19 protein-coding genes are annotated in these 20,779 nt (G+C 64.5%); 11 read left to right on the top strand and 8 right to left on the bottom strand.

The annotated features are described in order from the left end of the window. Positions 1-142 precede the first annotated feature (142 nt). The gene (locus ACH196_RS19170; RefSeq protein ID WP_396648520.1) at positions 143-1,186 is read left to right on the top strand and encodes a LacI family DNA-binding transcriptional regulator; all 1,044 of its coding nucleotides are present in this window, start codon (positions 143-145) and stop codon (positions 1,184-1,186) included. Positions 1,187-1,224: 38 nt separating this feature from the next. On the opposite strand, the gene aztC is transcribed toward ACH196_RS19170, so the two are convergent. Genes aztC through aztA form a run of 3 tightly spaced genes read right to left on the bottom strand, consistent with a single transcriptional unit; the run spans position 1,225 to position 4,027 of the window. Then, the gene (gene aztC / locus ACH196_RS19165) at positions 1,225-2,211 is read right to left on the bottom strand and encodes a zinc ABC transporter substrate-binding protein AztC (protein WP_396648519.1); all 987 of its coding nucleotides are present in this window, start codon (positions 2,209-2,211) and stop codon (positions 1,225-1,227) included. 20 nt (positions 2,212-2,231) lie between these two features. Then, positions 2,232-3,107 (bottom strand): zinc ABC transporter permease AztB, encoded by an 876-nt coding sequence (aztB, locus tag ACH196_RS19160; RefSeq protein ID WP_396648518.1) that lies wholly within the window; start codon positions 3,105-3,107, stop codon positions 2,232-2,234. Then, the gene (gene aztA, locus ACH196_RS19155; protein ID WP_396648517.1) at positions 3,107-4,027 is read right to left on the bottom strand and encodes a zinc ABC transporter ATP-binding protein AztA; all 921 of its coding nucleotides are present in this window, start codon (positions 4,025-4,027) and stop codon (positions 3,107-3,109) included. Before aztA ends, aztB begins: the two co-directional genes overlap by 1 nt. Before the next feature lie 131 nt (positions 4,028-4,158). On the opposite strand from aztA, the gene ACH196_RS19150 reads away from it, so the two are divergent. Next, the gene (locus ACH196_RS19150; protein WP_396648588.1) at positions 4,159-4,557 is read left to right on the top strand and encodes a Fur family transcriptional regulator; all 399 of its coding nucleotides are present in this window, start codon (positions 4,159-4,161) and stop codon (positions 4,555-4,557) included. A gap of 12 nt (positions 4,558-4,569) precedes the next feature. On the opposite strand, the gene ACH196_RS19145 is transcribed toward ACH196_RS19150, so the two are convergent. From ACH196_RS19145 to ACH196_RS19125, 5 genes are all read right to left on the bottom strand, one after another. Then, complete coding sequence (locus ACH196_RS19145) at positions 4,570-5,325, bottom strand: ATP-binding cassette domain-containing protein (RefSeq protein WP_396648516.1); 756 nt, start codon at positions 5,323-5,325, stop codon at positions 4,570-4,572. A gap of 4 nt (positions 5,326-5,329) precedes the next feature. Next, complete coding sequence (locus ACH196_RS19140) at positions 5,330-6,316, bottom strand: ABC transporter permease (protein WP_396648515.1); 987 nt, start codon at positions 6,314-6,316, stop codon at positions 5,330-5,332. Positions 6,317-6,401: 85 nt separating this feature from the next. Next, positions 6,402-7,349, bottom strand: a complete 948-nt coding sequence (locus ACH196_RS19135) for a substrate-binding domain-containing protein (protein WP_396648514.1) — start codon at positions 7,347-7,349, stop codon at positions 6,402-6,404. Between the two features lie 365 nt (positions 7,350-7,714). After that, on the bottom strand, positions 7,715-8,788 hold the full coding sequence (locus tag ACH196_RS19130; RefSeq protein WP_396648513.1) for a hypothetical protein: 1,074 nt from the start codon (positions 8,786-8,788) through the stop codon (positions 7,715-7,717). Between the two features lie 30 nt (positions 8,789-8,818). Next, a complete protein-coding gene (locus ACH196_RS19125) occupies positions 8,819-9,817 on the bottom strand; it encodes a LacI family DNA-binding transcriptional regulator (protein ID WP_396648587.1) in 999 nt (332 codons plus the stop codon). A 412-nt stretch (positions 9,818-10,229) separates the two neighbouring features. Here ACH196_RS19125 and ACH196_RS19120 point away from each other — a divergent pair, with 412 nt between their 5' ends. From ACH196_RS19120 to ACH196_RS19080, 9 genes are all read left to right on the top strand, one after another. After that, the gene (locus ACH196_RS19120) at positions 10,230-11,075 is read left to right on the top strand and encodes a MurR/RpiR family transcriptional regulator (protein ID WP_396648512.1); all 846 of its coding nucleotides are present in this window, start codon (positions 10,230-10,232) and stop codon (positions 11,073-11,075) included. A 105-nt stretch (positions 11,076-11,180) separates the two neighbouring features. Next, on the top strand, positions 11,181-11,975 hold the full coding sequence (locus ACH196_RS19115; protein ID WP_396648511.1) for an SDR family oxidoreductase: 795 nt from the start codon (positions 11,181-11,183) through the stop codon (positions 11,973-11,975). Continuing rightward, positions 11,975-13,513 carry a mannitol dehydrogenase family protein gene (locus tag ACH196_RS19110; protein ID WP_396648510.1) on the top strand — a complete coding sequence of 513 codons (1,539 nt, stop codon included), beginning with the start codon at positions 11,975-11,977 and terminating at the stop codon, positions 13,511-13,513. The genes ACH196_RS19115 and ACH196_RS19110 overlap by 1 nt, the downstream gene beginning before the upstream one ends. A gap of 92 nt (positions 13,514-13,605) precedes the next feature. Next, positions 13,606-14,664 (top strand): sugar phosphate isomerase/epimerase family protein, encoded by a 1,059-nt coding sequence (locus ACH196_RS19105; protein ID WP_396648509.1) that lies wholly within the window; start codon positions 13,606-13,608, stop codon positions 14,662-14,664. A gap of 4 nt (positions 14,665-14,668) precedes the next feature. Next, positions 14,669-15,850 (top strand): Gfo/Idh/MocA family protein, encoded by a 1,182-nt coding sequence (locus ACH196_RS19100; RefSeq protein ID WP_396648508.1) that lies wholly within the window; start codon positions 14,669-14,671, stop codon positions 15,848-15,850. Positions 15,851-15,938: 88 nt separating this feature from the next. Next, positions 15,939-16,961 carry an ABC transporter substrate-binding protein gene (locus tag ACH196_RS19095; RefSeq protein ID WP_396648586.1) on the top strand — a complete coding sequence of 341 codons (1,023 nt, stop codon included), beginning with the start codon at positions 15,939-15,941 and terminating at the stop codon, positions 16,959-16,961. Between the two features lie 245 nt (positions 16,962-17,206). After that, positions 17,207-18,745 (top strand): sugar ABC transporter ATP-binding protein, encoded by a 1,539-nt coding sequence (locus ACH196_RS19090; protein WP_396648507.1) that lies wholly within the window; start codon positions 17,207-17,209, stop codon positions 18,743-18,745. Continuing rightward, positions 18,745-19,716, top strand: a complete 972-nt coding sequence (locus ACH196_RS19085) for an ABC transporter permease (RefSeq protein WP_396648585.1) — start codon at positions 18,745-18,747, stop codon at positions 19,714-19,716. The genes ACH196_RS19090 and ACH196_RS19085 overlap by 1 nt, the downstream gene beginning before the upstream one ends. After that, positions 19,713-20,699 (top strand): ABC transporter permease, encoded by a 987-nt coding sequence (locus tag ACH196_RS19080; RefSeq protein WP_396648506.1) that lies wholly within the window; start codon positions 19,713-19,715, stop codon positions 20,697-20,699. Before ACH196_RS19085 ends, ACH196_RS19080 begins: the two co-directional genes overlap by 4 nt. Positions 20,700-20,779: the final 80 nt, after the last annotated feature.

The following is a 20,779-nucleotide window of genomic DNA, read 5'->3' as shown; positions in this document are numbered from 1 at the left end:
GCAAATTTCGTCCCATGAAATGAAAATTTGCGCAATCTGAAAATATTTTGCAGAGTGTGGGTATGCCCGCGCCCCGTGGGGCGTAGCAACCGGCTAGGCATCAATCGTATCCGGCTGCCATCCAGAGGAGGAATCCTGACCCATGCGGACCAAGGGCAAACGCGGCAAACCCAGCCGCCGGGTGCGGCTGGAGGATCTGGCGCGGCAATGCGGCGTTTCGGTCAGCACGGCGTCGCGGGCGTTGGCGGGGGGCAAAGGCGTGCGGGCCGACCTCCGTGCCCAACTTCTGGACGCCGCCAAGACGCTGAACTATGCCATTCCCGCCTCGATCGCCGACCGAAAGGTGATCCTGGCGGCAAGCAGCGTCGCCATGGTCGACTATATCCGCAACCAGTTCACTTTCTACGTTCTGGAGGGGCTGAACGCCCGCGCCCAGTCGCTTGGCGTCGAGATTCTCACGCGGCCGATCTCCAGCCGCGCCGAGGAAATCCGTGTGCTGGAGGAGGCGCACGACAATGACGAGGTCGCCGGCTGCCTGTTCCTGACGCTGGACGACGAGGACATGCTGACGCTCACCTCGTCCTTCCCGAAGCCGATCGTGCTGGTGAACGGCGACGACCCGTCGATGCGGCTCTCCAGCGTCACGCCCTGCAACCGTTCCGCCGCGCGTCTGGCGACCGAGCATCTGATCGGCCACGGCCACCGCCGCATCCTGTTCCTGATGCGGCGCGGCCGGCGCACCATCGAGCGGCGCTTCGAGGGCTGGCAGGACGCCATGCGCAGGCTGGGCGCCTTCGAGCCGGAAATCCTCGCCGTCGAGGTCGAAGACTGGCTGCCGGAACTCGGTGCCGAGGCGATCGAGAAGCGAGTGCGCAGAAACGGACTCGACTTCACCGCTATCCTCGCCGCCGGCGACAGCCTCGCCGTCGGCGCCGCAATCGGGCTGGAGCGGCTGGGCTACAGCGTGCCGGACGACGTCTCGGTGATGGGCATGGACGACCTGCCGCAGGCGGCTTTTCACAATCCGCCGCTGACCGCCATGCACATCCCGATGCGCGAGATCGGTGCCGCCGCGCTCAACCTGCTGCTCGACGACCTCGGCGGCCTCTCGATGCCGCCCCGCCGAGTGGAACTTGCCTGCCACATCGTCGAGCGCCGGTCGGTGGCGAGCCCGAGGGCATCATAACAGGCAAGAACGGGGCTAAACCTGCCTGCAATACGCGCTCAGCTTCCACCGATGGCGCCCTTGATGGTGGCGATGTTGTGCCGCATCAGGTCGACATAGGTTGCCGCCGGACCGCCTTCGTCCGAAAGCGCGTCGGAATAGAGTTCGCCGCCGACTTTCAGCCCGGTCTCACCGGCAATCTGCTCGATCAGGCGCGGATTGGTGATGTTTTCCACGAAGATAGCCGAAGCCTTGTCCTGTTTTATCTGCTGGATCAGTTTCGCCACGTCGGCCGCCGACGGGTCGGCCTCCGTCGAAATGCCTTCCGGCGCATGGAAGGTCAGGCCGTATTCATGCTCGAAATAGCCGAAGGCGTCGTGCGAGGTGATGATCGTCCGCTTGTCCTGCGGGATTGACGCTACTGCTGCTTTCACTTCCGCGTCCAGCGCGTGCAGCGTCGCTAAGTAGCTGGCCGCGTTGGATTTATAGGTTTCGCACGAGGCTGCGTCGGCCTGGCAGAAGGCGTCGGCGATATTCTTCACATAGATTTCCGCGTTGGCGACTGACTGGAAGGCATGCGGGTCGATGTTGCCGTGGTCGTGGTCACCTACCGCTTCCGCCGTGTGATCGTGATCTGCTTCCGATGCCTCGGCTGCATGACCTTCGCCTTCCTCTTCCTCGGCGAATTCCGCTTTCATCTTCAATGGTTTGACACCTTTGGTCAGCTCAACCACCGCGGCTTTGCTCCCGCTGGTCTCGACCAGACGGGTCAAAAACCCTTCGAAATGCAAGCCGTTGACCAGCACCACGTCTGCCTTGGACATGGCCACCGCGTCGGTCGGTTTCGGATCGTAGACATGCGCGTCGCCGTTTGGTCCGACTAGCGTGGTGATCTCTATCCTGTCGCCGCCGACGTTCTTGGCGAAGTCGGTGATGATCGAAAAACTGGCAACCACCTTTAGCGGGTCTGCCCAAGCTGGCGCGGTTACCGCCGAGGTTAATGTTATAACAATCATCGCGGTGGCGAGTTTCATTGTCTTCAGCATTGCTCAAAACTCCTTTGAAATCAGGCGGTTCTGTGGGAGGCAGGGCGCAGGCGCGTGGCGATGATGCCGCGTGTGCCGACGATGATCGAGGCCGCGTAGACGACGCCGGCCGACAGGATGATGGACGGGCCGGAGGGCAGGGCGGCGTGGTAGGAGAGCAGCAGCCCGGCCACGCAGGAGGCCGCGCCGATGGCGATGGCGAGCAGGCACATCGGCTCGACCCGTACCGTCCAGAAACGGGCGGCGGCGGCGGGCAGCATCATCAGCCCGACCGACAGAAGCGTGCCGAGCGCCTGGAAGCCGCCGACGAGATTGAGCACCACCAGCGCCAGGAAAACGAAATGCACCGGCGAGCCAAGCCGCGACACCGAGCGCAGGAACAGCGGGTCGAGGCATTCGGCGACCAGCGCGCGCCAGAAGATGCCCAGCCCGGCCAGCGTGACGGCGGCGATCAACGCGATCAGCCCCAGCGCCTCGTCATTCAGCGCCAGTACGGTCCCAAACAGCACATGCATCAGGTCGACGCTGGAGCCGCGCAGCGACACGATCAGCACGCCGAGCGCCAGCGAGATCAGATAGAAGGCGGCCATCGAGGCGTCTTCCCGCTGCACCGTCAGGCGCGACACGGCGCCCGCGCCGAGCGCCACAACGATACCGGCGATCAGCCCGCCGACGGTCATCGGTACGATCTCCAGCCCGAACAGCAGGAAACCTACCGCGGCGCCCGGCAGGATGGCGTGCGCCATGGCGTCTCCGGCAAGGCTCATGCGCCGCAGCATCAGGAAGACACCGACCGGACAGGAACTGACCGACAAGAGCAGCGAGCCCGCCAGCGCGCGCTGCATGAAGCCGAATTCGGCGAAGGGGGCGACCAGCCACTGATAGAAAAAATCCATCAGGCGGCGTCCCCGTGGGCTTGACGGGCATCGGCGACCGCCGGCTTGGCGTGGGGATGCGTATGATGGTGCGCGTGACTGTGATCGCCGTGGCTGTGATGACCAAGCTGGTGATCGTGAATGTCATCGTCGTGGTGGTGATGATTGTGCCCATGCGCGTGGTCAGGGTCGTGGCCGCCGGCTTCCGCCTCGGGACTGCACCAGGGGGCGTTTTCGTCCCAGGCCTCGTGGAACTGGCGGGCGCGCAGCAGGTTTTCGGGTGCCAGCGTCGCCCGCGCGTCGCCCCAGGCGATTGGCCGGCGCGCCAGCAGCAGCGCTTCCGGAAAATGCGCGCGCACCAGGTCGAGGTCGTGCACGACCACCATGACCGTGCGGTTCTCGCCCTGCCAGCGTTTTATCAGCGCGACGAGATCAGTGACCGTCTTGGCGTCGATGGCGTTAAAAGGCTCGTCGAGCAGGATCAGGTCGGCGTCCTGCACCAGCACGCGGGCGAACAGGGCGCGCTGCAACTGACCGCCGGAGAGCGTGTCGAGCGGGCGCTTCTCGAACCCCTCCAGCCCGACCGCCTGGATCGCTTTTGCGACCGCCTCGCGGTCTTCCTGCCGGTGCCGGCCGAGCAGGCCGCGCTTCGGCCAGAGGCCGAGCGAGACCAGGTCTACGACGCGCGCCGGAAAGGAACGGTCGAGTTCCGACTGCTGCGGCAGGTAGGCGATGCGCGTGCCGCTTGCCACCGCGCAGGCGCCGGCCATCGGCTTAAGTACGCCGACGATGCCTTTCATCAGCGTCGATTTTCCAGAACCGTTGGCGCCCACCACCGCGGTCAGCGAGCCCTTCTTCACCGCGCCGTTCAAATGGTGGACGGCCGGATGGCTGTTGTAGCCCAGCGTGAAGTCGCTAAATGTGATGCAGGCCTCGGCCATCGGCGATGATGATTCCGTGATAGGGTCCGCCGATCCTTGAATGGGATCGTTGTGTGATGTTATTACATCTACATCGATGATGGCCGCAAGATGGCAAATGAAAATCGGCCGGAAACTGGAATGCCGAGATGATGCATGCGCCGGAATTGACGAAAAACCAGCGGCTGGTGCTGGACGCGCTGTCGCGCGAGGACGGGCCGCTCAGCGCCTATTCGCTGCTCGACCAGTTGCGCGAGCATGGGTTCCGCGCACCCTTGCAGGTATATCGTGCACTGGAAAAGCTGATCGACTATGGGCTTGTGCACAGGTTGGAGAGCCTCAACTCCTTCGTTGCGTGCGCCCATCCGCATGACCACCACGCCCATGGCATGATCGCCTTCGCCATCTGCGAAAAATGCGGGCAAGTGGACGAGTTCTCCGACGAGACGGTCGAGGCCCGGCTGAGCGGCTGGTCTAGGGATCACGCCTTCAAGCTGTCAAAGACGATCATTGAAATGCGCGGCACCTGCGCGCAGTGCAAGGCGGCTTGAGACCTCAAACTCTTAATGTAGCAGATGCTCTCCGGTAATCACGCGCTCGACCTGCTCGATCGTGGTCTGCTTCGGATCGATGTCATCGGCTACCAGTTTTCCGCCGCGCATCACCATGATGCGGTCCACTACCTGAAAGACATGGTGGATGTTGTGAGCGATGAAGATGCAGGAGTGCCCTGTGTCGCGCGCCTCGCGTACGAAGCGCAGCACGCCCTGCGTCTCGGCGACGCCCAGATTGTTGGTCGGTTCGTCCAGAATGATCAGGTCGCTGTCGAACTGCATGGCCCGCGCTATCGCCACGGCCTGGCGCTCACCGCCCGACAGCGCGGTGATCGGTGTCTCCGGCGGAATGTCTTTTGTGATGCCGACCTTCTTCAAGAGTTCCCGCGCCACCGCGCCCATCGTCTCGTGGTCGAGCCGGTTGAGGAAGGCCGGCCCCTTCACCGGCTCGCGGCCGAGGAACAGGTTGCGGGCGATGGAGAGTTGCGGCACCAGCGCCGAATCCTGGTAGATCGTTTCGATGCCGTTGGCGATGGCGTCGGTCGTGCGCTTGATCTCGACCTTCTTGCCCTTGACGAAAATTTCGCCGCTGGTCAAAGGCACGGCACCCGACAACACCTTGATCAGCGTCGATTTTCCGGCGCCGTTGTCGCCGAGCAGGCCGACGACCTCGTGGCGATTTATCCGCAAGCTCACGTCGCGCAGCGCATGGATGCGGCCGTAGAATTTGTTGATGTTCTCCATGCGGACGAGTTCTTCGGTCATGACCTCAGGTCCCCGCATTGTGGCGGCGTTCGAGCCAGGAATGCAGCGCCATCATGCCCAGAATGATCGCGCCGATGAAGATGTTGTAAGCGAGCCCCGGCACGCCGATCATGACGATGCCGTTGCGCATGATGCGCAGGATGAAGATGCCGATCACCGTGCCGATGATGGTGCCGCGCCCGCCAGTCAGCACCGTGCCGCCGATGACTACCATGGCGATGACTTCAAGCTCGTAGCCTGTGCCGCTGTTGGGGTTGGCGGCGGAGGTGCGTATCGAACTGATGATGCCGGCAAGCGCCGCCATGGCCGACGAGAACATGAACAGCGCGACCTTGGTGCGGCTGACATTGACGCCGCGGGCGCGCGCCGCGTTCGGGTTGCCGCCGGAGGCCTGGATCCAGTTGCCGGCCTTGGTCTGGGTGAGCAGATAGTGGGTGCCGATCGCGGCAAGCACGAACCAGACCACCGACATGTAGAGCCGCAGGCCGCCTATCGTGACGCTGCCGACAAGCGCGCTGGCCAGCCACGAACCCTCGGCGCTCCAGGTGCGCTGCGGAAAGCCGTCGGTAACGTAGAGCGCCGTGCCGCGCACGACCAGCAGCATGCCGAGCGTGACCAGGAAGGACGGTATGTTCAGCCGGGTGACGAACCAGCCGTTCACGTAGCCGATGACCATGCTGACGGCGATGGCGATGAGGAATGCGATCTCCAGCGAGACGAGGCCGGCGTTGAAGAGCGTCCACATCAGCACCGCTGAGAAACCGAAGACCGAGCCGACCGACAGGTCGAATTCGCCTGAGGTCATAAGCAACGTCATCGCCAGCGCGATGAGGCCAAGCTCGACCGTGAAGGCCAGCGTGTTGCCGATGTTCTGGGGCGACAGGAAGCTCGGGTTCAGCGACCAGAACACCACGAGTTCCAGCACAAGCAGGACCAGCGGGCCGAATTCAGGTTTTGCGATGAAGCGCTGCAGAATGGAGTGTTGCTGCATGAAAAGCCGCCGTCAGAGGAAATCACCCGGCTCGAGCATCTGGCTCAAGCCGGGTGAAGGATCGAGATGAAAGTCCGGACGAGGATTATTTGCCCGACAGGATGTCGTCGTAGATCTGGGCGGTGTCCTTCTCGTAGAGCGCGCCGGTGATGATGTTGAAGCCCGGCGGGATCTTGCTGGAGGCCATCGCCGCCATGGACAGCGCCATGTAGCTGGTTGCTTGCGGGTCCTGCCACTGGCCGGCATTGACGTAGCCGTTCAGCACTTCCTGCGTCGTGTCGAGCGAATTGCCCCAGCCCACCACCGGGATTTCGCCCGGCTTGATGCCGACCTGATCCCAGACGCGCTTGACCGAGCCGGTGACTAGATCGCCGAGCCCGATCATCGCCTTGATCTTGGTGCGGTTGGCGGTGACGTAGTCGACCATGCGGTTGATGGCTTCGGCCTGGTCGAGCGTGGCTTCGGTGATTTCATAAGTGATGCCGAGCGGCTCGAAGACGCTCTTGATGCCTTCTTCCTCCTGGACGCCGTAAGTGGCGCCAGGGATTTCGACGGGCATCCAGACGAAATCGCCCTTCTTCACCAGACCCTTGTCGACCAGATATTGCGCCCAGTTCCTGCCAAAGGTGACGTTGTCGCCGCCGACATAGGCGTCGAAGCTGGCCTTCGGGTCGGGGGTGTTGAAGTTGATGATCGGAATCTTGGCGGCGTTGGCCTCCGCGGCAATCTCGATCAGGCTGCCCGGATCGGGGCTGGTGGTGACGATGCCGTCTGCCTTGGCGGCAATCGCGGCGCGGACGGCCTCCTGCTGGGACGCCACATCGCCATTGTGGAACGAGGTGTTGACGGCGTTGCCTGTGTCGTCGGCCCACTGCTTGGCGCCGGCGAGGAAGTAGGTCCAGACCGGATCGGCCGGTCCGCCATGCGAAATCCAGTAGTAGGTTTTCTTCGCCTGCGCATAGGCGGTCGACACCGAGCCGAGGCTTGCCGCCACCAGCGCCGCCGACAGGAACATGAATGTACGTCTCAGCACTTCTAATCCTCCTCCTCAAACGGGACCGATCGGTTCGGCCCCTCCAATCCACTACCCGAAATTCGTGTACCGGCCGCGCTCCTCCAGCTCGACCGGTCGAGCGCCGCGCAAGGCGTCGTCGGCGCATTTTCGTTGTCGGTTTGCTCAAAATGATATTGGTTCTATCCTCATTTTGATGCTTCGGAATGCTATTAGGAAGCGGGAAGGGGAGTCAAGCCGCATCCGGTCGTGTTTCGTGAGGCCGGGTCGACTGCACGAAGCTTGCGACATCCGCTGCCGTGAACGATTTTTAAGCAGCGCACGGTAGAAAACCTCATTTTGAGGTGCTCTCGATCGAACCACTCCGGACACCAGCCCGATCAATGCTATACGGCATCGGAAAAGTGATCGCCGAGGAACGCCAGCGTCCGGCTGTCGCCGCTCTCGTCCGTCAGCGTGATCTTGCCCACCTTGACCGCAATGTCGCCTATGCGCGTCCAGCCGGGCGGAGCGGAAATCGCGCCGAAGGCGTAACGGATGGCGGTCATCTTGCCGGGCTCGAGCGTCACGCCGGACGGCTCGCTGCCTTTCGCGCCGAAGGGAACCCCCACATCCGCGGCGCCCTCCTCGATGCCGACAACGGCGCGGTGCCTGCCGTTCCACGGCGCATAATTGCGGCCGCCATTGCTCATCCACAGAACCGTCTGCGGCAGCAGCGCCGCATCCTTCACCGCGAAGAACAGAAAGCCGTCCTTTGCCGCAAGCGCCGCCGACCAGCCGAGTTTTGCGCCTGCCGTCTCGGACATCACGACCAGATCCTCGTGCGATTGGTCGAAGGGATAGAAACTCGCATCGACGTTTCTCCCGTCGGCCCGGCGCACCGCCGACAGGTTTTCAAATGTCTGCGGATAGGCCAGCACCGACCGGCCTCTTGCAGGGTCCGGTTCGAGAGCCGCGGCGGGCGTGCCGCCGCCGACCTTCGGCGAAAAACTTAATTGCGCGCCGCCGGGCACATGGAGCATGGCGTGGTGGGCGACTGGCAGGCGGCCGCTGCCGCCCTCGAACATATGCTCCTGATAGACGACCGGGTGGCCGGGATGCAGGCTGATGCGTTTGGTCAGCCGCGCCCCGTCGACATCCTGCTGCAGGCGGTACGTCGCCGTCACCGTGCCGCCCGCGGCGGTCTCCATGCCTGCGCTCTCCCACTCGCCATTGGCCGCCCAGCCATGGATCGGCAGGCCGTCGCCGCGCCGCCCGAACGGCGCGCAGAAGAAATCGCCGGCCAGCCGTCGCTCCACCGGCGCGACGTGGTCGGGCAGCACCTCGCCGTCGCGCACCCAGGGCGCCTTGTGCAGCGGCCGCAACGGCGCGCCGCCCGCCGGCTCGATCAGCAGGTCGTCGATAACGCCGCCCTGGGGGTTGAAGGCGACCGTGATGCCGTCGGCGGCGATTCTGTCCATCGGATGATCTCTTCCGTTCGGAAATGTGACTCAGGGGTCGTTGGGGATGTTTTCACGGAACACAGACTGGATGCGAACCGTGGCGGTGGAGATGTTGCTCTCGTTGCGGATGGCGCGGACCAGCCGGTCCACCGCCTCGCGCGCCTCGACACGGGCATTCTGGTCGATAGCAGCGTCCATTACGCCGCTTAGAAGAAACTGGCGTGTGTCCTCGGTCAGGTCGTGGCCGATGAAGATGATCGAGTTTTCGCGGCCTGCCTCGGTCAGGGCGCGGGCGATGCCCTCGTGGCCGGCGCCGATGCAGTAGATGGCGACAAGGTCGGCGTGTTCGGTGAGCAGAGTCTGCACTTCGTCATAGGCGCGGCCGGCATCCTCTTGCACCTCGCGTGCCGCGACGATGTTGAGGCGCGGAAAACTCTCCTGCAGCACGTGGCGGAAACCCATTTCGCGCTCCTCGTGGCCGCGGTAGGCGAGTGCGCCGGCAATCAGCGCCACCTTGCCGGCGGAGCCGGGCAGGAAGCGGCCGATCAGATAACCCGCCAGCCGACCGGCCGCGCGGTTGTCGATGCCGACATAATTTACCCGGCCGACATGGCTGATGTCGGAAACCAACGTCAGCACCGGAACGCCCGCCGCCACCAGCCTGCGCACCGCTTCGCGCACCGACGGACTATCCAACCCGATCAGGCCGACGCCTTGCGTTTGCGGGCGCAGGCTGCCGAGTTTTGCGGCGATCTCCTCCGGGGTGATGCCGCTCAGCCGGTGGATCTCGATATCGACGTCGCCGCGAAGCTCGACCTGCCGTTCGATCTCGCTCGCCAGATCGCTGATGAAAGCGTTGTCGCCGCCGGGCAGCACGAAATCCAGGCGGATCCGGCTTGGACCAGCGTCGGAGGAATGCGTACCGGCAAGGCCGGCGACGATTGCCAGCACATGCTTGCGCGTGTGTTCCTGCACGCCGGGACGATTGTTGAGCACGCGGTCGACCGTCGCCTTGGACACGCCGGCGGCGCGGGCGATCTGCTCCATCTTCGGCCGCGCGTCGCTCAACAGTCCCCCTCGGATTGGCCCATCGCGGGCTGACAGTAGGACCGAGCAGCGAGCCGGTCAATGAGAAAACCTCAAAATGAGGTTTTCTGTCGTTGTTGAGATGTCGGTTTGCGCGTTTCGTGACTCGGTGTTTGGTATTTCCCGCGCAGGAGAGGCATTGTTCTATGTCTTCGACATTGATTTGAACTGCTCTTCGGCACTAGCTTCAAAATGAAGCATCAAAATGAAGTTTTTGCTGCTTCCGAGGCCGAGAATGGCTGAGCTCCACCGACTGGGCGGCTGGACGGCAGGACGATGCGACGCGCCCTTGCAATTGAGTTTTCCAGAATTTCGAATATGCAATTGTGCTTCCGCGGCGAACCGGCCGGCTTGCTGCCCGAGAGGAGAGCACATGGCGTCAGGTCAGGCCGAGGACTATGGCAGCCTTGTCGCGATGCTCACCGTGCGCAAGGCAAAACTCAGCAAGCGGCTACAGCAGGTAGCGCAGTTCTTCCTGAACAATCCCGAGGACGTGGCGATCTATACGATCGTCGAACTCGCCAAGCAGGCGGGCACGCACCCTTCCACCATCTCGCGCTTCGCCAAGGAACTCGGCTTCGAGGGGTTTGCCGAACTCCAAGGCGTGTTCCGGCAGCGGTTGGTTGGGCCGAAAATGACCTATGCCGACCGCATGAAGGCGCTGTCGGAAGGGCCGGGCAAGGCGCCTGCCCCCGGGCTGGAACTCGACGAACCGCATGTCGTCTTCGACACATTCGTGCTGGCCGCGATGGATGCGCTGCTGCGCCTGCGGGAAGACGTGCAGCCGGAAGCGCTGAGCGGCTTTGTCGAGACGCTGCGGCAATCCGGGGCGGTGCATATCGCGGCGGCGCGCGGCGCCTTCGGGGTCGGCGCCTATTCCTATTACGGATTTTCGCGCATCGGCAAACGCGCGCATCTGATCGACAATCTCGGCGCCATGCGCGAACAGCAGCTTGCCGCAATGGCGACGGACGATGTGCTGATGGTGCTGACCTTCGACGATTATACGCCGGAAACCATCGAACTGGCGTCAGCCGCACACAAGCGCGGGCGAACGCTTTTGGTCATCACCGACAACGAACTCAGCCCGGTGGCAAAGCTCGGCCGGCACACGCTCTACGTCAAGGAAGCGCGGCTTGGCCATTTCCGCTCGCAGGTGCCGGCCATGGTGCTCTGCCAGTCGATCATCGTCAGCCTCGGCAGCCATATTGGCCGGTAGCGGCGGAAAGTGGCGCAACTGCGCTTCGGCGTCGATTGACAAGCCCAAACTGGAAATGCAATTCTAATATTTAGAAACTGAAAATTTCAGTTTCGGGAGGATGAATTGAACGTTGGTCTGGACGGCAAGACCCTGGTGGTGACCGGCGGTACGTTGGGGCTCGGCGAAACCATTTGCCGGCTGGCGGCGGCAAGCGGCGCGGGGGGCATCGCATTCGTCGGGCGCAATGCCGAGCGCGGAGCGGGCGTCGCCAAAGCGATCGAGGCGCTGGGCTGCCCGGCGCATTTCATCCAGGCCGAACTCGGCGAGCCCGATGCGCCGGTGACCGTCATGGCCGAGGCCATCGTAAAACTCGGGCGGGTCGATTGCCTCGTCAACGCTGCCGCTCTCACGGACCGCGCGGCGCTCATCGACGGCACGCTGGCGGATTGGGAGCGGCTGTTCGCCGTCAATGCGCGCGCGCCTTTCTTCCTGATGCAGGCGGCGGCTGCCGACATGAAGGCGCGGCGCGCGCCGGGCTCCATCGTCAACATCCTGTCTATCAACGCGCATTGCGGCGCGCCCGAACTCGCCATCTATTCCGCCACTAAGGGCGCACTGTCGACACTGACCCGCAATGCTGCCAACGCCCATGTCGCCGACCGCATCCGCGTCAACGGCATCAATATGGGCTGGGTGGCCACCCCGAGCGAAAACATCATGCAGGGCGAGATTCTCGGTAAGGGAGCCGACTGGGATCGGAAGGCGGCCGCCGGCATGCCGCTTGGCCGGCTGCTCACCATGGACGAGGTCGCGCGGTTCACGCTTTTCCTGCTCAGCGACGCCTCCGGCCTGATGACCGGCACGCTCACCGATCTCGAACAGGTCGTGCTCGGCGCGCCGCCACGCGGAATGGGCTGATGGGCGAAAGCGAGACCATCGCGACGGCCGCTCGCCTCGGCCTCGCCACGATAGACCGTTTGCCGGCAAACGTCCGCCGCTGCGGCTACGATCGGACGCAACTGACGCCCGGCATTTTGCATCTCGGCGTCGGCGCCTTCCATCGCTGCCACCAGGCCGAATACACCGACGACGCGCTGGAGGCGGCGTTCGGCCCCTGGGGCATCGTCGGCGTGAACCTGCGGGCGCCCGACCTTTCCCCGACGCTCGGCGTGCAGCAAAATCTTTACTGCCGCGAACTGCGCAACCACCGTAACGTCGAGCGCCGACTGATCGGCGCGCTGGTCGAGACGATTTCGGTGGTTCCCGAGGACGGGGACCCGCAACGGCTCGTGCTCACCACGGCGTTGGGCATCGCTTCGAGCCCGACCATCGGCGCAATCACGCTGACGGTGACGGAAAAGGGCTATTGCCACATTCCGGCGACAGGCGAACTCGACCTCGACCACCCAGACATAAGCCACGATATCGCCAATCCCGAGAAGCCAGTCTCGGCGCCAGGTTTTGTGCTGCGTGCGCTGGCAATTCGCCTTGCCGCAGGCCAATCGCTGCCGGCGCTGATCAGTTGCGACAATGTTCCCGACAATGGCAGCACGCTGCGCCGTTCGGTGCTCGGTCTGGCGGAAAAGATCGATCCGGCCCTGCATGAGCGCCTCGAACGCGAGGCGTGTTTTGTCAACACCACGGTCGACCGCATCGTGCCGGCGACGCGCCCCGAGGATATTTCCGCCTTCGCCGCCGCGACCGGTGTCGAAGATCTGGGCCTCGTCGTCGGCGAGCCGTTCCGCATGTGGGTGCTGGAGGACCGTTTTGGCGGCCCGCTGCCGGCCTGGGACCGCGCCGGCGCGATGTTCGTGAGGGATGTCGCGCCCTACGAGATCCTCAAGATGCGCGTCGTCAACGGCATCCAGTCGAACCTTTGCCAGCTTGGCGTGCTGTCCGGCATCGATTTCATGGCCGACGTGATGGCCGAGGATGTGTTCAGCGACTTCGCCTTGCGCACGATTTCGCGGGAGGTCGTGCCGCACCTGCCTGCCGTGCCCGGCATCGACGTTTCCGCCTATGTTGCCGAGACCATTAGCCGGCTGAAGAACCCTGCGTTAAAACATCGGACCTCGCAGATTTCCACCGACGGTTCCCAAAAGATCAGGCAGCGGCTGCTGGAGCCGCTGCGGGCCGCGTTGAAGGCGGACACGCCTCGGGACGGTTTGCTGATCGGCATCGCCGGCTGGATGAAATATGCCAGCGGCGTCGACAGCGCCGGCACCGCGCTGGAGGTGCTCGACCCCTTCGCGGAGCGCACGAAAACCATCGCCGCGGCAAGCGGCGGCGATGCGGCGCGGCTGGTCGGCGGCATGCTTTCCATCGAGCCGATCTTCGGGACTGATCTTGCCCAGAACGGCTTCGTCAAGGATAGGCTGGCCGACCTCGTCGCCGATCTCGGCAGGCGCCCGTCGCGCGAGGTGGTACGTGATTTCCTCGCTTCGGAGGCGGCGTGATCACGAAGTTGAGACAGAGAATTTCAGAATTTGACTAGTGGAAATTGTCGTGCAGTATCCGCTCCGGGAGAGCGGCAGCAGGGAGGGGAACAATGCGCACTATCAAGGGACCGGGCCTGTTCTTGGCGCAGTTCGCGCGCGATACCGCGCCTCACAACTCGCTGGAATCGATTGCTCGCTGGGCGAAGAACTACGGTTATGCCGGCATCCAGGTGCCGAGCGTCGACAAGCGGTTCTTCGACCTCGATCTCGCTTATGAGAGCGACACCTACTGCGATGAGATCAACGGCAGACTGAAGGATATCGGCATCGTCATCACCGAACTGTCCAGCCATTTCCAGGGCCAGATGGTCTCGGTGCATCCGGCCTACGATCTGATGTTCGACGGCCAGTGCCCGCCCGAGTTCAAGGGCAATCCGGAGGGCCGCCGCCACTGGGCCGCCGATCAGGTACGCAAATGCGCAAAGGTCTCGCGAAAGCTCGGCCTGACCGAGCATGTCAGCTTCACCGGCAGCCTCGCATGGCCATACATCTATCCCTATCCGCAGCGCCCCGCCGGCCTGATCGAGGAAGCTTTCGCCGAGCAGGGTCGGCGCTGGAAGCCGATCCTCGACGCCTATGAGGACGAAGGCGTCGACCTCTGCTTCGAGATCCATCCGACCGAGGACGTTTTCGACGGCGACACGTTCGACATGTTTCTGGACGCCGTCGCCGGCCACAGGCGCTGCAACATCAACTACGACGCGTCGCACTTCATCAAGCAGGGCATGGACTATCTCGGCTTCATCGACGTGTATCACGAGCGGATAAAGATGTTTCACGTCAAGGATGCCGAGTTCAACCCCACCGCCAAACAGGGCGTTTTCGGCGGCTACAAGGGCTGGCTGGAGCGCGCCGCGCGCGACCGCTCGCTCGGCCACGGTCAGGTGAATTTTGGTGCGATCTTTTCCAAACTCGCGCAGTACGATTTCGCGGGCTGGGCGGTCTATGAGTGGGAATGCTGCCTGGAGCATCCTGAGGTCGCCGCCCGCAACGGTGCGAAATTCATATCCGACCACATCATCGAGGTCACCGACCGGGTGTTCGACGATTTCATGGCGACCGGCGTAGACTTGACGATGAGCCGGCAACTGCTCGGCATGAAGGGCTGACGCCATGGTCTATGCAACCAGCGACGGCGTCGGCGCGCGAAAACTGCGGGTTGGCATGATCGGGGGCGGGCGTGACGCCTTCATCGGCGCCGTGCACCGTCTGGCGCTCAGGCTGGACGACCGCATCGAACTGGTCGCCGGCGCGCTGTCATCCGATCCGGAACGGGCAAAGCTCTCGGCAACCGATCTCGGCATCGATCCGGACCGCGCCTATTCGAGCTACCAGGAAATGGCCGACGCCGAGTCAAGCCGCGCCGACGGCATCGAGGCGGTCATCATCGTCACGCCGAACCATCTGCATGCGCCGGTCGCGCGCGCCTTCCTGAAGGCCGGCATCGATGTGATCTGCGACAAGCCGCTGTCGGCGACGCTGGCCGAGGCCGAGGAACTGGCCGATTTGGCGGATCGATCCGGTCTGGTCTTCGCCGTGACGCTCAACAATACCGGTTACGCCATGGTGCGCGAGGCGCGCGCCATGGTTGCCTCGGGTGCGCTCGGAAAGATCCGCATCGTGCGGGCCGAATATATCCAGGACTGGCTGACGCTGCCGATCGATGCGGACGGCCACAAGCAGGCCGAATGGCGCACCGACCCGGCACGCGCCGGCCGCTCGGCCTGCCTCGCCGACATCGGCGTCCATGCCTACAGCTTGGCACAGTTCGTCACCGGCATGGTGCCGGAAAGGATCGCTGCCGATCTCACGACCTTCGTGCCCGGCCGCCGGCTGGACGACAACGCCCATGTGCTGATGCGCTATGCCGGCGGAGCGCGCGGCGTGCTGATCGCCAGCCAGGTGTCGCCCGGCAACCTCAACCGGTTGTCGCTGAAAATCTATGGCGAGAAAGCCGGCCTGGAATGGTTCGCGCATGAGCCGGAAGTGCTGCATTTCACGCCCTTCGGCGAGCCGACCCGCACGCTGGTCCGCGGCGGGCCGGGCGTCGGCGCTGCCGCGGCGGCCGTGTCGCGCATGCCGGCCGAGCATCCGGAAGGTTATGTCGAGGGTTTCGCCAATCTCTACCGCGACGCCGCCGCGCTGATTGCGGCGCGGCGCGCCGGCCAGACGCCGGACGCAGCACTCGTCGCCTCGGTCCCCAACGTCCATGACGGCCTCAAGGGCATGCGCTTCATCGAGGCCGCTGTGGATTCGCACAAGGCAGACGGCACATGGATAACGCTTGCGGCGTGAGCACCCGATCAGCTACGGATTGCCATCCGTGCTGTATGCAGAAGCACTACAAACAGGCAGAAGCACAACCAGGAGGAGTTTCATGAGAATGTTTGCCAAATTCGGCCTCGCCGCCATGGCCGCCGGCCTGTTCGCCGGCACCGCGATGGCGCAGGGCACCTATACGATCGGCGTATCCAACACCGTGCAGGGCAATGGCTGGCGTGAAGAGATGATCTGCGCGATCAAGGCGCAAGCGCTTGCCTCCGGCAAGGTGGCGAAGCTCAACATCGCCCACCGCAACACCGACGCCGCCGGCCAGTCGGAAGACATCCGCAACCTGATCAGCGCCAAGGTCAACGCCATCGTCGTCAACCCGGCCGATCCGGCCGGCATCCAGGCCGCACTCGCGGAAGCCACCGCCGCCGGCATCACCGTGGTGGCCGTCGATCAGGCCGTCACCGAGCCATCGGCCTACATCATCTCCAACAACCAGGAGCAGTATGCCTATCTCGGCGCAAAATGGCTGTTCGAGCAGATGGGCGGCAAGGGCAACGTCGTCTACATGCGCGGCGCCGCCGGCGCTTCCGCCGACAGCGACCGTGACAAGGGTTTCAAGAAGGCCCTCGCCGAATTCCCGGATGTGAAGGTCGCCCAGGAGACGTTCACCGGCTGGCAGCAGGACCAGGGCAAGCAGCAGATCCTCGACTACATCGCCACCGGCGTGCCGTTCGACGGCATCTGGACCTCGGGTATCGACAACGTCATCGTCGACGCCCTGGTCGAGAGCCAGGCGACGCTGGTCCCGGTCGTCGGTGCCGACAATGCCGGCTTCGTCGGCCAGCTCAACTCGGTCGAAGGCCTGAAGGGCGCCGCCGTCACCAACCCCGGCTCGATCGGCGGCGCAGGTGTGACGCTTGCGCTGCAGATCCTCGACGGCAAGAAACCGGCGCAGCAGACCGTGCTGGTCGAGCCGTCGCTGTGGGAAAACGTGACCGACGCCGGCAAGGCACAGCTCAAGGCGGCCGCCGATCCGTCGCTGTCGCCGGAATGGCCGGTCTCCATCTCGATTCCGGACTGGACCACCTACACCAAGGACCAGATCGTCGCCTGCAAGGGGCCGGGCGAATAAGTTTTCGTCCTGATGATCTCTGGATCGCCCCCTCCACCGCCTTCGGCGGTCCCCCTCCCCCGTAAACGGGGGAGGATCAACGGCGCGGCCGGCCGCGACGCTGGTTCCTCCCCTGCGAAGCGGGGGAGGGGGACCACGCGAAGCGTGGTGGAGGGGGCGCATCAAGCGCGGCGGAGCGGGATCGAAGACATATCGATCCAAACCCGGGGCCGCCATTCGAATACCAATTTCCGTCGCGGTAGACATTGAGCGCCTCATCTCTCCTCGAAGCCACCGGTGTGGCCAAGAATTACGGCGCGGTCGCCGCGTTGAAGAACGCGTCGCTGTCGGTTCTGCCGGGCGAGGTGCACGCGCTCATGGGCGCGAACGGTGCCGGCAAGTCGACGCTGGTCAAAATCCTGACCGGTGCGATCCGGCATGACCGCGGCACGATCCTGGTGCGCGGCAAGGCGCATCTGGTGCGCTCGCCGGCCGATGCGCGGCGCGCCGGGCTGGTCTCGGTCTATCAGGAGCCGTCGCTCATCCCCGACCTCGACGTGCTGGCCAATCTGCGCCTCACCCAGACGCCGGTGGAACCCTTCCGCAACTGGGTGCGCGAACTCGGCGTGCCCGACCTCGACATGCGCGACAATGCGCGTGACGTGCCGCTGGCAATCCAGCGCGTGCTCGATCTCGCCCGTGCGCTGGCGATCGAACCTGACGTGCTCTTGCTCGACGAGATGACCGCGGCACTTCCGGCAAATCTGGCCGAGCGTGTGCTGGACGTCGTCAAGCGGCAGAGCCGGACGGGCCGTTCGGTCATCTTCATCTCCCACCGTTTTGTCGAGATTTCCGCGCTCTGCGACCGTGCCACGGTGCTGCGCGACGGCGAGACTGTCGGCGTGGTCGACATCGGCCCGGGCGTCGAGGAGCGCATCGTCGAATTGATGCTGGGCGCCAAGATCGAGAAGGCGCGCGCCGCGCAGCGGCAGGCCACCGAAGCCAGCGCGCATGGCGAGGCCGGCACCCGCATCGCCGTGCGCAATCTGCGCGTCGGCACGAAACTCCAGGACGTGTCCTTCGATCTGAAAAATGGCGAGGTGGCCGGCGTCGTGGCACTTGAGGGGCAAGGCCAGGACGAGCTGTTCGCGGCACTCGCGGGTTCGACAAAACCCTCCGGCGGCACGATCGAGGTCGATGGCCGGCAGGTCCGGTTCTCGCACCCCGTTGACGCGGTGCGGGCCGGCATCGCCTATGTGCCCGGCGACCGTTCGGAAGCGCTGGCCATGCAGCAGTCGGTGCGGGAAAACATCGCCCTGCCGTTCAGCGCGGCCTTCCGCAACTGGGGGCCGATCCGCATGAAGCAGGAGCGCGCGACGGTGCAGAGCGCCATCGAGCGGCTGCAGATCGACACCCGCGCCCAGCGCGAGGTGCAGCGGCTGTCCGGCGGCAACCAGCAGAAGGTGACGATCGCCCGCTGGATCGCCGCCGATGCGCGCACCATCCTGTGCTTCGATCCGACGCGCGGCATCGACGTCGGCACCAAGCAGGAGATCTACAGGCTGCTGCGCCAACTCGCCGCGCAGGGAAAATCCGTGCTCTTCTACACCTCCGAGCTCGAGGAGATTCAGCTCGCCTGCGACCGCGCCATCGTCATCTTCGGCGGCAAGGTCGTGGACATCCTTCCGGTCGAAATCGCCGACGAGCCGGCGCTGACGCGGGCGGCTTATGGCCTGTCGCGCGACGCCAAGGCCGATGTCGGCATCCTGGCGGAGACCGCGTCGAGCGAGGGAGCCCGCCCGTGATGCGCCTCCTTCGCCAGCAGGGCTGGGTCGCGGGCCTGTTTGCGCTGCTCGTCATGCTCTTCATCCTGACCAAGATCATCCAGCCCAGCTACGGCGCCGGCGATTTCGGCTCGCTGGTTCGCGCCGTGCTGCCTTACGCCTTTGCGGTCGCCGCGCAGACGGTGGTGGTGATCGCCGGCGGCATCGACCTGTCGGTCGCCTCGATGATGGCCCTGACCAGCGTCACCGCCGCCTCGATGATGGCGGGCGCCAGCGAGGAATATGCGCTGTTCGTCGTGCCCTTCGTGCTGGCGCTCGGCTTCGCGCTCGGCGCTCTCAACGGCATCCTGATCGTCGTCACGCGCGTGCCCGACATCGTCGTGACGCTGGCGACGCTGTTCATGCTGCAGGGCGCCGCACTTCTCGTGCTCGGCGCGCCGGGCGGCGGCGCCGCCGAATGGCTGAAGAACCTCATCATTGGCACAGTGCCGTTGCCGGGCGTTCCGGGCGGCTTCACTGCCTGGATACCCAAAGCACTTGTGCTGATGGTCGTGCTTCTCTGCATCGTCTGGGTCCCGCTGATGCGCTCGCGCCTTGGCCTCTCCATCTACGCGATCGGTTCGAACCAGCTCGCCGCCTTCCGCAGCGGCGTTCCGGTTGCCCGCACGAAGATACTCGCCTACGCCATTGCCGGCCTGTTCGGCGCCATGGGTGGCCTGTCGCTGACGATGAGCACGGGAATCGGTGCGCCGATCCCAGGTCCCTATCTGCTGGCCAGCGTTGCCGCCGTGGTGCTGGGCGGCGTCGCGCTCGGCGGCGGCAAGGGCGGCCTGCTCGGCCCGATCGTCGCCGTCTTCGTGCTCCGCCTCGTGCGCACCGACCTCACGCTGCTCGCCATCGATCCGAACGTCACGGCGATCGTGGAAGGCACGATCATGGTCGCGGTCGTCATGTTCGGCGCCTTCATCGTCATGCGGAGCCGCTCGTCATGAGCATCAGCGCAACAGCACCTCAGCCGGTCTCCATAGGCCGCCGCATCAAGCGTTTCATGGGCGATTACCCGCTCGTGCCGCTGCTCATCCTGCTCGCCCTGCTGGTCGTCGTGCTGCAGATCATGCAGCCGGGCATCGTCAACCAGCGCTGGATCGCCAACACCATCAAATTCGCCATCCCGCTCGCGCTGCTCGCCGGCTGCCAGACCATGACCATGCTGACCGGCGGCATTGACCTGTCGGTCGGTACCGTCGCCACGATGGCGGCCTTCATCGTCGCTACGCAGGGCGTCGACAATCCGGCGCCCGTCGCCATGCTGATCGCGCTGATCCCCGCAATCGTCATCGGCTTCGCCAACGGCATCGGCGTTGGCGTCTTCCGCGTCCACCCACTCATCATGACACTGGGCACCAGCCTGATCGGCGTCGGTTGTCTCCAGGTCTACCAGCGCACCGTCATCGGCTCCGGCGCCAAGGTCCCGGACTTTTTGATCTGGCTCGGCACCGGCGTGACCGCGGGTTTTCCCAACGCGCTGCTGCTCTTCATCCCCGTCGCCGCGCTGCTCATCTTCATCCAGCGCCGCACCGGCTTCGGCCGCCTTCTCTACGCCGTCGGCGACAACGAACGCGCGACGCGGCTCTCCGGCGTGCAGTACTGGCAGGTCATCCTCGCCCTCTACATGTTCTCCAGCGTGCTGGCGGGCATCATGGGCCTGCTCTACATGGGCCTGATCCGCGCCCCGTCGCTGTCGCTGGCCGAACCGCTCGTGCTGCCATCGGTCGCCGCCGCCGTCATCGGCGGCACGTCGATCTTCGGGGGACGCGGCGGCTATACCGGCACCATCATCGGTGCGCTGATCCTCACCGTGCTGACGACGCTGCTCACTATCCTGCAGATGCCGGAAGGCGCCCGCCGCATCCTCTTCGGCGCGATCGTGCTGCTTGTCACCGCCGCCTATCTGCGCATCATCGAGGACCGTTAGCCTTCCTTCTCGCCGTTTTACGGGGAGAAGGTCCCGACAGGGGGATGAGGGGCGGCGCGGACAGTCAAGATTTGCAGTTT

This window comes from Mesorhizobium sp. IMUNJ 23232 (genome assembly GCF_044326205.1).
Lineage (GTDB): Bacteria > Pseudomonadota > Alphaproteobacteria > Rhizobiales > Rhizobiaceae > Kumtagia.
This window is presented reverse-complemented; position numbering and strand designations above follow the sequence as displayed.